The 13,519-nt window shown below is 67.2% G+C and carries 9 protein-coding genes; 3 read left to right on the forward strand and 6 right to left on the reverse strand.

The annotated features are described in order from the left end of the window. Window positions 1-47: 47 nt before the first annotated feature. From V3B25_RS16015 to V3B25_RS16025, 3 genes are all read right to left on the reverse strand, one after another. The gene (locus V3B25_RS16015; protein ID WP_049422954.1) at window positions 48-848 is read right to left on the reverse strand and encodes a MipA/OmpV family protein; all 801 of its coding nucleotides are present in this window, start codon (window positions 846-848) and stop codon (window positions 48-50) included. A 140-nt stretch (window positions 849-988) separates the two neighbouring features. Beyond that, window positions 989-2,284 (reverse strand): ATP-binding protein, encoded by a 1,296-nt coding sequence (locus V3B25_RS16020; protein WP_329810993.1) that lies wholly within the window; start codon window positions 2,282-2,284, stop codon window positions 989-991. Then, on the reverse strand, window positions 2,281-3,018 hold the full coding sequence (locus V3B25_RS16025; protein ID WP_329810994.1) for a response regulator transcription factor: 738 nt from the start codon (window positions 3,016-3,018) through the stop codon (window positions 2,281-2,283). Before V3B25_RS16025 ends, V3B25_RS16020 begins: the two co-directional genes overlap by 4 nt. Window positions 3,019-3,199: 181 nt before the next feature. On the opposite strand from V3B25_RS16025, the gene V3B25_RS16030 reads away from it, so the two are divergent. Next, window positions 3,200-4,486 (forward strand): aminotransferase class V-fold PLP-dependent enzyme, encoded by a 1,287-nt coding sequence (locus V3B25_RS16030; protein WP_329810995.1) that lies wholly within the window; start codon window positions 3,200-3,202, stop codon window positions 4,484-4,486. Window positions 4,487-4,908: 422 nt separating this feature from the next. Here V3B25_RS16030 and ybaL read toward each other — a convergent pair whose 3' ends face one another. Continuing rightward, on the reverse strand, window positions 4,909-6,606 hold the full coding sequence (ybaL, locus tag V3B25_RS16035; RefSeq protein ID WP_329810996.1) for a YbaL family putative K(+) efflux transporter: 1,698 nt from the start codon (window positions 6,604-6,606) through the stop codon (window positions 4,909-4,911). Window positions 6,607-6,862: 256 nt separating this feature from the next. Beyond that, on the reverse strand, window positions 6,863-9,250 hold the full coding sequence (locus V3B25_RS16040) for a TonB-dependent receptor (protein ID WP_329810997.1): 2,388 nt from the start codon (window positions 9,248-9,250) through the stop codon (window positions 6,863-6,865). A gap of 336 nt (window positions 9,251-9,586) precedes the next feature. Between V3B25_RS16040 and V3B25_RS16045 the strand changes: the two genes are divergently transcribed. Beyond that, window positions 9,587-11,452, forward strand: coding sequence for an ABC-F family ATP-binding cassette domain-containing protein (locus tag V3B25_RS16045; RefSeq protein ID WP_043400521.1), 1,866 nt, complete (start codon window positions 9,587-9,589; stop codon window positions 11,450-11,452). A 73-nt stretch (window positions 11,453-11,525) separates the two neighbouring features. On the opposite strand, the gene ampR is transcribed toward V3B25_RS16045, so the two are convergent. Continuing rightward, window positions 11,526-12,389, reverse strand: a complete 864-nt coding sequence (gene ampR / locus V3B25_RS16050) for a LysR family transcriptional regulator AmpR (protein WP_201117150.1) — start codon at window positions 12,387-12,389, stop codon at window positions 11,526-11,528. Window positions 12,390-12,565: 176 nt separating this feature from the next. Here ampR and blaL2 point away from each other — a divergent pair, with 176 nt between their 5' ends. After that, entirely contained in the window at window positions 12,566-13,480 is a 915-nt protein-coding gene (gene blaL2 / locus V3B25_RS16055) for a L2 family extended-spectrum class A beta-lactamase (protein WP_049422903.1), read from the forward strand. Window positions 13,481-13,519 lie beyond the last annotated feature (39 nt).

Below are 13,519 nucleotides of genomic sequence, written 5' to 3' on the forward strand. Positions count from 1 at the left end.
GGCGCCCCGTTTCCTGCGGAGTACGCCGGGCCATGCCCGGCGCTCACTCAGAAGCGGTGCGTATAGCCGCTCATCAAGCCGAACTGGTTCGCCTTCTGCACGATCGGGCTGTCGGCCGCATCGCCGAGCAGGCGCGTGCCTTCGGCCGAGATGTACCAGTTGCCATTGCGGCCCACGCGGTGGCTCCATTTCAGGCCAAGACCGGCGCTGACCAGCCCAGCCTTCGGCGTGTGCTGGGCAAAGCCGGTGCGCGTCGCCTGTTCCGGGCTGACTCCGTACCAGGTCTGCATGTAACCGCGATTGCCGTAGTCGGTGGAAACACTGCCGCTGACCACGCCACCGGCCAGGTCGAATAGCGGCATGCTCAGATTCAGATGGATCTGCTGGGTAGCCAGGCCGTTCTCGGCCTTGTCCTCGTCCTTGCGGGTGAACTGCCAGGAGCCGCTCAGCACGGCTTCGCCCAGCGTATAACCAGCGGTGAGACCGACCAGGGGACGGGTATCGATATCACCCATGCCGCGCAGGAAGTCCGAACCGCCGAGCAGGGAGTCCTTGTCGCGGCGGATGCCGCTGGCGCCGATGTAGGCACGCACGCGGGTGTGCTCGCCGATGGACGTGCCCCAACCGATGCCACTGGTGCCCAGAAACCATCCCCCCGGCGAGGTGACATCGAACGACAGCGACGGCGTCGCGCGGTATTCCTCGCTGCCGCTGTAGCGCGGCGTCACGCCACCACCAGCGGCGAGCTCGAAGGTCCAGTGGTCATCCTTGGCGTGGGCGATCGGCGCGGCGAACAGCGGCAGCAGGGCCAGGCAGAGCAGGGTGGGGGAACGGCGAAGCTGGGACATGGAATCTCTCGACAATGGGAGGAAAGCAGCGCGCGCATCCGGCGAGTGCTGCAGGGTCGCCAGCGTGGCGATATGCCGGCGACCGATCCCTCCGCAGTTGTGCGGGAGTTGTAATCAACTGTAATGGCGCCCGTGGGCGTTCAGCTGGCAGCCAGCGGCCAGTGCATTTCCAGGCGCGCGCCACCCAGCGTGGCGCGGCTGACGCGCAGCTCGCCACCGTGGCGGGCTGCAATGCGGTTGACGATGGCCAGGCCCAGCCCGAAGCCGCCGGTATCGCGGCTGCGGCTGTCATCCAGGCGGGTGAACGGGCGCATCACTTTTTCGTGGTCGGCCTCGGCGATGCCCGGGCCGTCGTCATCCACGCGCAGGCACGCGCGGCCGCCGACACCGACCAGCGACACTTCCACCTGCGAACGCGCGTGGCGCAGCGCATTGCCTACCAGATTGCTCAGCGCCAGCTGCAGCAGCCGCGGTTCGGCATCCACCCGCGGCAACGCACTGGGCTGCACGCGCAGGACCACGCCGGCTCGTTCGGCATCACGGCGTGCATCGGCCAGGCAGGCCTGCAGCCAGTCGTTGGCTTCAATGCGCTGCATCGGCTCGCCTTCGCCGGGATGCTCCAGACGCTCATAGGCCAGCAGTTCGCTGACCAGCCGGTTGAGTTCGGCCAGGTCGCCGTGCAGCCCCTGTGCCAGCCGTGTACGGCGTTCGTGATCGTCGCTGTCCTGCATCAGGTCCAGGCCGAAGGCCACGCGCGCGATGGGCGTGCGCAGTTCGTGCGATATGGCATGGGTGAGGTCGCGCTGGCGCTGGACCAGTTCGGCCACGCGTGCGGCCATGCGGTTGGAATGGTCGACGATGACGCGTATCTGCGAGCGTGGCGAAACCTGCGCGCGCGCCTGCAGATCGCCGGCACCGATGCGATCGGCGTGCACGCGCAGCGCGTCCAGATCGCGCCAGAGCAGGCGCACCCAGGCGTACAGGCACAGCCCGAACAGGGCCAGCATTACCGAATAGGCGATCAGGGTGAGATAGAGGGTCATCGACGGCTCGCCTGGCAGATGCAGGCGCAGCCAGGGGCCATCGGGATGCAGTGGATCAAGCGGCGCCAGTACGATCTCGAACTTCTGCCGGGAAATGAGCCCGTTGCGCTGCAGCTGTTCCTGTTCGCCGGCCGCGAGGGCCGGTGCTGACGGCAGCAGAGCCAATGCGATGCCATAGTGGGGTTGCCATTGCGCCAGTTGATCCTGCTGGGCGGCGGAGTCCTTTCCGTCCAACCCCTGCCGCAATGCATACAACTGGCCGCGCACCTGCTCTGCGAACACACGCTGCTGGAACGGCAGGTAGATGCGATCGAAGATCACGTTGATCAGCAGCAGGGTGATCAGGAAGCTCGCGCCGACCACCAGCCACAGGCGCAGGAACAGCCGCTTCATGCCGACCAAGACGAAGGATTGAACTGGTAGCCGCGGCCCCACACCGTCTTGATCCGCCGCGGTTCGCGCGCGTCATCGCCCAGCTTGCGGCGAAGCTTGCCGATGCTGACATCGACACTGCGGTCCAGCCCGTCGAAGCCGATGCCGCGCACCGCCTGCAGGATCTGGTCACGCGAGAGAATCTGCCCCGGCTGGCTGGCCAGCAGCCACAGGATCTCGAATTCGGTGGTGCCCATGTCCACCGGCTGGCCGTGCAGATGCACCTCGCGCTGCATGCGGTCGATCAGCAGCTCGCCGTGCATCAGGCGGCAGGGGGTTCCGGTGTTGCTGCTGCAATGGCGGCGGCGCAGCAAGGCGCGCAGGCGGGCCAGCAGCAGGCGCGGCTCGATCGGCTTGTGCACATAGTCGTCGGCGCCTGATTCCAGGCCGAGCACCTGCTCGATGTCGTCCTCGCAGGCCGTCAGCATCAGGATCGGCACATCGGAGAAGCTGCGGATCTGCCGGCACACATCGATGCCGCCAAGGCCGGGCAGCATCAGGTCCAGCACCACCAGTTCCGGCGCGTGCTGGCGGCAGGCCGCACCGGCGAGGTCGCCACGGGCCACATGCTGCACGGCGAAACCATGTTCGTGGAGATAGTCGCTGACCAGTTCGGCCAGGCGACGGTCGTCCTCCACCAGCAGCACCGGGGTCGGCGAGCCGCTGGCGGCGGGTGTCCAGGGGGATGACTGCATGCGCTTGGGCCTCCGTGCCCGGGCAGGAGCGCCCGGCGGCGAAGCCTAGCAACGGCCCATGACGGCTGCCTGAATCGCGGCCAACCTGATAACCGGTGGTACTGGCGTCATCGCCAGCAGCTTTCAGCGCGTGGTTCTGACTGGCCTATGGTGGCGGTTTCCCCGGATGGAGCCTGGCGCAATGAGCGACCCGCAGTGGCAACTGGAAACCCTGGCCGTGCATGGCGGCTACCGTCCCGACCCGACCACCCGCGCGGTGGCGGTGCCGATCTACCAGACGGTGGCGTATGCCTTCGATGACACCCAGCACGGCGCCGATCTGTTCGACCTGAAGGTGCCCGGCAACATCTACACCCGCATCATGAACCCCACCACCGACGTGCTGGAACAGCGCCTGGCCGCACTGGAGGGTGGCATCGGCGCGCTGGCGCTGGCCTCGGGGCAGGCGGCGATCACCTATGCCATCCAGACCATTGCCGAGGCCGGTGACAACATCGTTGCCTCCAGTGCGCTGTATGGCGGCAGCCTGAACCTGCTGGCGCACACGCTGCCGCAGTACGGCATCCAGGCGCGCTTCGCCGACCCGGCCGATCCGTCCGCCTTCGCCGCGCTGATCGACGAACGCACCAAGGCGGTGTTCGTCGAATCGATCGGCAACCCGCGTGGCAACGTCACCGACATCGCGGCGATTGCAGAGGTCGCGCATGCCGCCGGCGTGCCGCTGATTGTCGACAACACCGTGGCCACGCCGTTCCTGCTGCGCCCGTTCGAGCACGGCGCCGACATCGTGGTGCATTCGCTGACCAAGTACCTCGGCGGCCACGGCAACAGCCTCGGCGGCGCGATCGTCGATTCCGGCCGCTTCGACTGGGCTGCACAACCCCAGCGCTTCGCGCGGCTCAACCAGCCCGACCCCAGCTACCACGGCGTGGTCTATACCGAAGCGCTGGGGCCGGCGGCCTACATCGGCCGCGCGCGGGTGGTGCCGCTACGCAATACCGGCGCGGCGCTGTCGCCGTTCAATGCGTTCCTGATCCTGCAGGGCATTGAAACCCTGGCGCTGCGCATGGAGCGCATCAACGCCAACGCGCTGGCTGTCGCGCAGTTTCTGAAGTCACACGCAAAGGTGGCCTGGGTGCGCTACGCCGGGCTGGCCGACGACCCCGAGCATGCCGCCGCGCAACGTTACCTGGGTGGGCACGGCTCGGGCGTACTGACCTTCGGCCTGCCGGGCGGCCGTGAAGCCGGCGCACGTTTCCTCGATGCGCTGAAGCTGTTTACCCGCCTGGTCAACCTGGGCGACGCGAAGTCACTGGCCACCCATCCCGCCTCGACTACCCATCGCCAGCTGGACGCCGCCGAACTGGCCAAGGCCGGCGTCAGCGAAGACACCGTACGGCTGTCGATCGGCATCGAGCATATCGGGGACCTGCGTGCCGACCTGGAGCAGGCCCTGGTCGGCGCCTGATAGCCGCACGCTTGGTGTATATCGCCACAGGCGATCACCACCCGCGCCGTGATGCGCTACGGTGGAACTGCCTCTCCAAGGCAGTGGCAACGTGGCGATCCAGATCCCCGGTCGAAGCGGGTCGACCGGGGATTTTTTTGTTTCCGGGGTCAGATGCACGGCCGTGTCGACCAAGGTCGACACCTACCAGAGCAGGACGCCGTTCCGACAGATCGCAGGAATCTGTCGAAGGCGGGGGGGGGCCGGTGGTGGGAGTGTCCGCGGCATGGATGCCGCGGCCAAGCCCCCATGGAAGGGTTTACGGCGTCTCCCGCCACCGGACCCGCCCCGCCATCCCACGGAATGCCAGCTTTTGCTTTTGTCGTTGCAGTTGAAGTTGATTCGGCAGGTGCAGGGCTGCAAGCCCTGCCGCACACACACTCTCACACCACCGGAATACTGTGCTGTCCCAGCCCGCGATACGGCGGCGTGGACATCACCATCTCCGCCAGCGAGTACGCCAGCTCACGCTCGGCCATCACCGTACCATCGGCACCATGCTCCAGCAGGTGCTTCACCTCTGCATCGCTGTGTGCTCGCGCCAGCAGGGTCAGATCCGGATTGATCGCACGCAGCTTGGCCAGCGCCTCACCGGCTTCCAGCGGCTGAGGAATCGCCAGCACCGCAATCTTCGCGCGTTCCGGATGCGCTTCGGCCAGCACGCGGTCGGCAGCAGCACTACCACGGATCGCCGACAGGCCCTTGGCGTGCGCCTGTTCGACGTGCTCCTTGTTGTCATCGATCACCAGCACCGGCACGCCACGATCGCGCAGCACCTGCGCCAGCTCGCTGCCGACCCGGCCGTAACCAATGACGATGGCATGGTCATGCAGGTCACGCGAGGGACCGGTGGCCTCTTCCGGCTCGGCGGCCTGGGGCGACTGCTCCTGCTTGGCCTGCCAACGGTCAAGCAGCCCGAACACCAGCGGGTTGAGCATGATCGACACCAGCGCACCGGCCAGCACCAGCGACTGGCCTTCCTTCGGCAGGATCTGCAGCGCGACGCCGAGGCCGGCGATGATGAAGGCGAATTCGCCGATCTGCGCCAGGCTGGCCGAGATGGTCAGCGCAGTGCTGGTCGGGTGGCCGAACGCGCGCACGATGAAGAATGCGGCGGCCGACTTGCCGAACATGATGATCAGCACCGTGGCCAGCACCTGCCACGGGTGCTGGACGAGGATGTTGGGGTCGAACAGCATGCCGACCGAAACAAAGAACAGCACCGCGAACGCATCGCGCAGCGGCAGCGAATCATGCGCGGCCTTGTGGCTCAGCTCCGATTCGTTGAGCAGCATGCCGGCGAAGAACGCGCCCAGCGCGAACGAGACGCCGAACAGCATCGCCGAGCCGAACGCCACGCCCAGCGCGATCGCCAGCACCGACAGGGTGAACAGTTCGCGCGAACCGGTGCCGGCGATACGTTCGAGGATCCACGGGATGACCCGGCGCCCGACCACCAGCATCACCGCCACGAACAGGCCCAGCTGCACGAAGGTCCAGCCGATGTCGGCCAGCACGCTGCCCAGCGAGTGCGATTCCTTGGCCGCATCGGGGCCGAACACACCGGCCATCACCGGCATCATCACCAGCGCCAGCACACAGGCCAGATCTTCCACGATCAGCCAGCCGACCGCGATCTTGCCGCGCATGGTTTCCAGCAGGCGGCGCTCCTCCATCGCCCGCAACAGCACCACGGTACTGGCGGTGGCCAGCGAGAAACCGAAGATGACGCCATGCAGGGCTGGCCAGCCCATCAGCGAGGCCACGCCCCAGCCGAGCAGGGTAGCGACCGCGATCTGGCCGATGGCACCGGGGATGGCGATGGCCTTGACCGCCATCAGGTCCTTCAGCGAGAAGTGCAGGCCGACGCCGAACATCAGCAGCATCACGCCCAGCTCGGCCAGCTGGTTGGCCAGCGCCTGGTCGGCGACGAAGCCGGGGGTGAACGGGCCTACGCAGATGCCAGCAACCAGGTAACCGACCAAGGGAGACAAGCGGAGCTTGTTGGCCAGCGCGCCGAAGATGAAGGCGAGCCCGAGGCCAACGGCAACGATGTTGATCAGGTCGGTGTCATGGTGCATCGGCACTCGCAGGAAATCGGGGGGATGCCCCGATTTTCACCTAATGCGCCAAATGCGGCAAACCCAGGGGGCAAATCCCTTCCCGCAGGGAAGGCACCTGCCCCCTGGGTTTGCCTGCGCATTTCTCCTCTACCCCCGCCTTCGGCGCGCCCCTTCAACAAGAAGGGGCTCTCCTCCAGATGCGGCGAGGGGATGCCGGCCAGCGGCCGGCACTACCAGAGCGGCGCTGGGTATGGCCCGGCGCTACCAATACCGCTTACCAGGTGTACTTGACCCGGCCGTACACGTACGCGCCGTTGAAGCCGAACGGCGAGTAGTTGCTGTACGGCAGCATGCCGAAGGTGGAGTTCTGCAGGTCTTCGGTGCGGTCCGGGTACTTGTCCAGCAGGTTGTCGGCGCCCACGGTCAGGGTCCAGTTGCTGCTCGGCTTGTAGCTGGCCGAGGCATCCACCACCCAGGCGTCGCCATAGGTCTGGTCGCGCAGTGCGGTGGCCGAGTTGCGCACGGTGAATTTGCCGTAGCGGGTCGCGGCCAGGCCCAGTTCCCAGTGGTCCGAACGCCAGGTGCCGCTCAGGATCGCCTTGTCGCGCGGATAGCTGTCCTCGATGCGGCCGATCTCATCGCGGCCGATCAGCGACTGGGTCAGGCCCAGCGTGCCGAACACCGCCGGGGTGCCGCCGACGCGGCGCACTTCGGTGTCGTTGTAGCTGTACGCGGCGGTCAGTTCCAGGCTGCTGGCGCTGAAGGGCACCGTGTAGCTGGACACGAAATCGACACCGCGGGTGCGCGTATCCAGGCCGTTGGTGAAGTACGAGAACGCGGTCACCTGCGGCAGGCCCAGCGTGCCCAGCAGCGCGCTGGTGGCGGCGTTGGTGGTGATGCTGGACGACAATGCGATGCGGTCATCGATGTCGATCTGGTAGGCGTCGACGGTGATGTACAGGCGGTCGACCGGCTGCAGCACCAGGCCCAGGCTGTAGGAGGTGGAGGTCTCGGCCTTCAGCGGCGAGGCGCCCAGCGCCTGCGCAGCCGGGCTGGTGGTGGGGAAGGTGCCGCGCTCGACGAACACGCCGTTGAGGAACTGGCTGGTGACCGCCTGGTAGCCCTGCTGCGCCAGCGACGGTGCACGGAAGCCGCTGGACGCGGTGGCCCGCAGCGCGACCTTGTCGGTGAACGCGTAGCGCGCCGACAGCTTGCCGGAGAAGCGGTCGCCGAAGTCCGAGTAATCCTCGTAGCGGCCGGTGATGCCGGCCGAGAACTTCTCGGTCAGGTCCGCTTCCAGACCCGCATAGACCGCGTAGTTGTGGCGGTCGGCATGCACTTCATTGGTCGGGGTGAAGCCACCGAAGCCCTGCGCGCCACTGCCGGTGTACGAGTTCAGCTCGCCCGGCTTCTGGTCCCACTTCTCCTTGCGGTATTCACCACCGAAGGACAGCGTGACCGGGTAGGCCAGGCCCCAGTCCAGCGACTTGGTCAGGTCGGCATTGAAGATGTCCTGCTGGTACTTCAGCGTGCCGTCGTAGAACGAGCGCGGGCTGGTTGCGCCGAGGCTGTAGTTGATGCTGTTGCGGGTGTGGAAGTCGAGGGTGTTCTCGCCGTGGTTCAGGCTCAGGTCCCAGGTCCAGCCGTTGTCGGTGTTGCCCTTGACCCCGGCCACCAGCGAGCGGTCCTTGGAGTACTGGTTGATCTCCGGCACGAAGCCGTCCGGGTAGGTCTGCGCCAGCAGCGCGCTCTGCCCGCTGTGGTTGCGCGAGCGGTAGAACGCGAACGAGGTGATGTCGCGGTTGCTGAGCAGCGCGCTGGCGTAGCCGGTCACGCGGTCGCTGAAATCGAAGCTGGCGTTGACCGAAGCCGCAGTCGCATCCACGTGCGGGTCGCCGACGATGAAAGTCTTCTGGCCGATGCTCGGGAAGTTGCCGGTGTTCGGGGTGGTGCCGCGGTACGGGCCGGCGCGGTTGCTTTCGTCCTGCTGGCTGATCTGGCCAGCCACGTGCACGCGGCCACGGCCGTTGCCGAACTCGACGCCGGTATCGCCGGAGAGCTGGTACTTGTTGCCGTCACCGGCAGAGTACTGGCCGTAGTCCACCGCCAGGCTGCCGCCACTGCCGCTGCCCTTGAGCACGATGTTGATGACGCCGGCGATGGCGTCCGAGCCGTACTGCGCCGACGCACCGTCGCGCAGCACTTCCACGCGCTCGATGGCGGCGATCGGGATCGCATTGATGTCCACCGCCGACGAACCACGGCCGATGCTGCCGTTGACGTTGATCATCGCCGAGGTGTGGCGGCGCTTGCCGTCGACCAGCACCAGCACCTGGTCCGGTGACAGGCCGCGCAGCTGCGCCGGGCGCACACCGCTGGTGCCATCGGTCAGCGCCGGGCGCGGGAAGTTCAGCGAGGGCAGGGCGCGCGACAGGGCGGTGGCCAGCTCGCTGGTGCCGGTGGACTGCAGGGCTTCGGGGGTGATGATGTCGATCGGCGACTGCGATTCGGCCACCGTGCGGTCGGCCACGCGGGTGCCGGTGACGATCACCGTGTCCAGGGTGTTGGCGGCGGTGCCGGCCTGCTGGGCAGCGGCAACGAACGGAGAGCCACCGAGTGCGACAGCGACGGCGGCGGCGATCAGGCTGGTCTTGCGGGTCATCGGGACGGAGCTCCGGTTGGCGGGGGCGGCACCGGAATCGACATCACGGGGGTGAGGCGGACGGCGGTTGTTGCGGTGCGCAAAGCAGGAATTAACGGGATATTCAGTGCGTGTCAAATGCCAGTCATCGGAAAAAACGTTGCAGCAGCAACCATTTAGCCCGGATCGGCACTGGCGGGGGAGGGAGCCCGGGACGCGCGCGGCAAGGACGTGGGAGAGAGGAACGCCGGCCGCCGCGCATCCCGGGACGCGTCAAGTATTCGTTAACGCTAGAATTGCGTCGCAGGAACAGTGCTCACCAGCACATTCCATCTGGTTATATGGACGCCTCCCCCGATGATTTCCCTTCGTAATTTCGCCTTGCGCCGCGGCGAGCGGCTGCTGTTGTCCAATGTCGACCTGACCCTGCACGCCGGTTACCGGGTGGGTGTGGTCGGCCGCAACGGTGCTGGCAAGTCCAGCCTGTTCGCGGCGGTGAAGGGCGAGCTGGAGGCGGACAAGGGCGATGTTGATCTGCCCGGCAAGGTGCGCATCGCCAGCGTCGCCCAGGAAACCCCGTCGCTGCCCGACCCGGCGCTGAGCTTCGTTCTGGGCGGTGACATCGAGGTGGCCGCAGTGCTGGCCGCCGAGGCCGAGGCGACCGCCCGTGAAGACTGGGAAGCGGTGGCCGAGGCGCACACGAAGATGGCCGAGCTCAATGCCTACGACGCCGAAGCGCGCGCCGGCAAGCTGCTGCACGGCCTCGGTTTCCCGGCAGAGACCCACCACCGCGCGGTGTCCTCGTTCTCCGGCGGCTGGCGCGTGCGCCTGAACCTGGCCCGCGCGCTGATGATGCCAAGCGACCTGCTGCTGCTGGACGAACCGACCAACCACCTGGATCTGGACGCGGTGTACTGGCTGGAGCAGTGGCTGCTGAAATATCCGGGCACCCTGCTGCTGATCTCGCATGACCGCGAGTTCCTCGACAACGTGGCCACCCACACCCTGCACCTGCACGGTGGCGGCGCCAAGCTCTACCCGGGCGGTTACACCGATTTCGAGCGCCAGCGCGCCGAACAGCTGCGCCAGCAGCAGATCGCGCACGAGAAGGAACAGGCCGAGCGTGCCCACCTGCAGAGCTTCATCGACCGCTTCAAGGCGCAGGCCAGCAAGGCCGCGCAGGCGCAGAGCCGCATGAAGCGCCTGGCCAAGCTGGCCGGCACCGAAGCGGTGCGCGCCGAGCGCGAGTTCCGCATCGAGTTCGCGCCGCCGGCCAAGCTGCCGTTCTCGCTGATCCGCCTGAACCACGTCGAGGCCGGCTACGGCAAGGACGCGGTGATCCTGCACAACGTCGGCTTCGGCCTGGAAGCGGGCCAGCGTATCGGCCTGCTTGGCCCCAACGGTGCCGGTAAGACCACCCTGGTGAAGACCCTGGTAGGCGAGCTGGCGCCGATCGTCGGCGAGCGCATGGCGCACCCGGACCTGAAGATCGGCTACTTCGCCCAGCATACGGTGGAGTCGCTGCACGAAGGCCAGTCGCCGATGGAGCACTTCCGCGAGATCGCCCCGGACGCACCGAACCAGTCGTTCCGCGATTTTCTCGGCAAGTGGAACTTCCCCGGCGACCGTGCATTCGAGCCGGTCGATGGTTTCTCCGGCGGCGAGCGCGCGCGCCTGGCGCTGGCGCTGATCGCCTGGCAGCAGCCGAACGTGCTGTTGCTGGACGAACCGACCAACCACCTTGACCTGGAAATGCGCGAAGCGCTGGCCGAAGCACTGGCCACCTTCGAAGGCGCGATCGTGATGGTCTCGCATGACCGCCACCTGATCGGCCTGGTCTGTGATACCTACTGGCGCGTGGCCGATGGCGTGGTCGAGCCGTTCGATGGCGACCTGGATGCGTATGCCGCGTGGCTGCGCACCCGTCCGCAGGCGCAGGGCACCAAGGCGCGCATGGAGCAGGTGGAAGAGCCGGTGGTGGTCAAGACCGCCCCGGTGGCGCAGGTGGTGCAGAAGAAGCCGGTGAATCCGCACAAGCTGGCCGCCGCCGAGGCCAAGGTGGCCGAGCTGGAAGGCGCGCTGGCCGAGCTGGACCGCCAGTTGGCCGATCCGGCCAACTACGCCGATGCCACCCGCATGGCGGTGATTGGTCGTGACCGCGAAACCGCCGCCGCCCAGCTGGAAAAGGCCGAAGCGGCGTGGATGGAGCTGCTCGAGTCCTGACTCCGCGAAAAAGGGGACGGAGGGGATTAAGTCGTATGTGCACATACGACTTAATCCCCTCCGTCCCCTTTTTTCAACCCTGCGCCTGCAGCCACTCGCGGAAGCGCTTGGCCGGCTCGCGCTCGGCGCGCGAGCGCAGCCGCGTCAGCCAGTAGCGACCCAGCTCCAGCGTGGTGCCGAAGGGCTGCAGCAAGCGGCCTTCGGCCAATTCCTGCTCGAACATGCGCAGTGGCAGCAGTGCCACGCCGGCACCGCCGATCGCGGCCATCGCCAGCGTCAACGACGAATCGAACACTGGCCCGCGGGCTTCCACGCCACTGACCCCGGCCGCCTGCAGCCAACGCGGCCATTCGTCGCTTCGGTAAGAGCGCAGCAGCGGTAGCGTGCCCAGGTCGCGCGGCTGCTTCAGCCGCCGCGCCAACGCCGGGGCGCACAGCGGTGCGAAGGGTGCATCGAGGATTGCCGTGCAGGCCTGCCCCTGCCAGTCGCCATCACCGAAGCGGATCGCCAGGTCCAGGCCCTCGCCGGCCAGATCGATGCGGTTGTTGTGGGTCTGCAGTCGCAGCTCGATGTCCGGGTGTGCGGCCTCGAACGCCGCCAGCCGTGGCAGCAGCCAACCGGTGGCGAAGGTGCCGACCACGCCCAACGTAAGTACTTCACGGGCCGGGCCACCGGTGTAGCGCGCGATGCTGGCCGAGATGCGCTCGAACGATTCGTTGAGCACCGGATACAGCGCCGCGCCCTCCTCGGTGAGCGCCACGCCGCGCGGCAGGCGATGGAACAGACGGATGCCGAGCCGGTCCTCCAGCCCGCGGATCTGGTGGCTCAGCGCGGCCTGGCTGACGCACAGCTCCAGCGCGGCACGGGTGAAGTTCTGGTGGCGTGCGGCCGCCTCGAAGGCACGCAGGGCGTTCAGCGGCAGGGTAGGGTGCAGCATCAGAGTAGTCGTGAGCCAGGATGATGGCTGATCCTACCTTCCCAGTAGCCAGTTCAGGAGAATTAAAGGGTTGATTGCGACAGGCATTAATCCAGCTAATGCCTTCCGCTGATTTTTCGCGCTGGTCGCCGGCGTGCGAGGCTTCAATAATCGGGCGGTCCCCAGGAGAACCCCGCATGCTCGCCCGTCGTCGATTCCTGCAGTTCAGTGGTGCTGCCGTTGCTTCCTCGCTGCTTGCCCCTGCGCTGGCGCGGGCGGTTGCCCCTTCGTCCGGCACACCCACCGCGAACGCCGCCATTGCTGGCGCCGCCGATTTCGCCGCGCTGGAAAAAGCCAGCGGTGGCCGCCTGGGCGTCACCGTGCTGAACACCGGTAATGGCCGTCGCATCGGCGGGCATCGGCAGGACGAGCGCTTCCCGATGTGCAGCACGTTCAAGTCGATGCTGGTTGCCCATGTGCTGAGCCTTGCCGATGCAGGCCGCGTTTCGCTCGACACCCGTGTGCCCATCGCCGGGAAGGATCTGCAGTCCTACGCCCCGGTGGCGCGCCGCCATGTGGGCAAGGACCTGACGGTGCGCGACCTGTGCCGGGGCACGCTGACCACCAGCGACAATACGGCGGCCAACCTGCTGCTGGAGGTGGTGGGCGGGCCGTCGGCGCTGACGGCATTCCTGCGCGGGCAGGGCGACAGCGTTACCCGCAATGACCGCAACGAGCCGGACGTGAATCTGTTCGCGCAGGGAGACCCGCGCGATACCACCAGCCCGGCCGCGATGGCCACCAGCCTGGCCCGCTTCGCGGTGGGCAATGGCCTGCAGCCGGCATCGCGCCAGCAGTTCGCCGATTGGCTCATCGACAACCAGACCGGCGATGCCTGCCTGCGCGCCGGGCTGGGAAAGCGCTGGCGGGTGGGGGACAAAACCGGCAGCAACGGTGATGACACGCGCAACGACATCGCCGTGCTGTGGCCGCATGCGGGAGGCGCAGCGTGGGTGGTCACCGCCTATCTGCAGGGCGCGTCGGTCGATGACGACCAGCGCGCAGCGGTGCTTGCACGGGTGGGGGCGCTGGCCGATGCGATGATCGGATGAGGTAACCGGGGTCATTCGGAAATGGCTTGCCGGATCGGT

This window comes from Stenotrophomonas sp. SMYL8, from assembly GCF_036320065.1.
Lineage (GTDB): Bacteria > Pseudomonadota > Gammaproteobacteria > Xanthomonadales > Xanthomonadaceae > Stenotrophomonas > Stenotrophomonas maltophilia_A.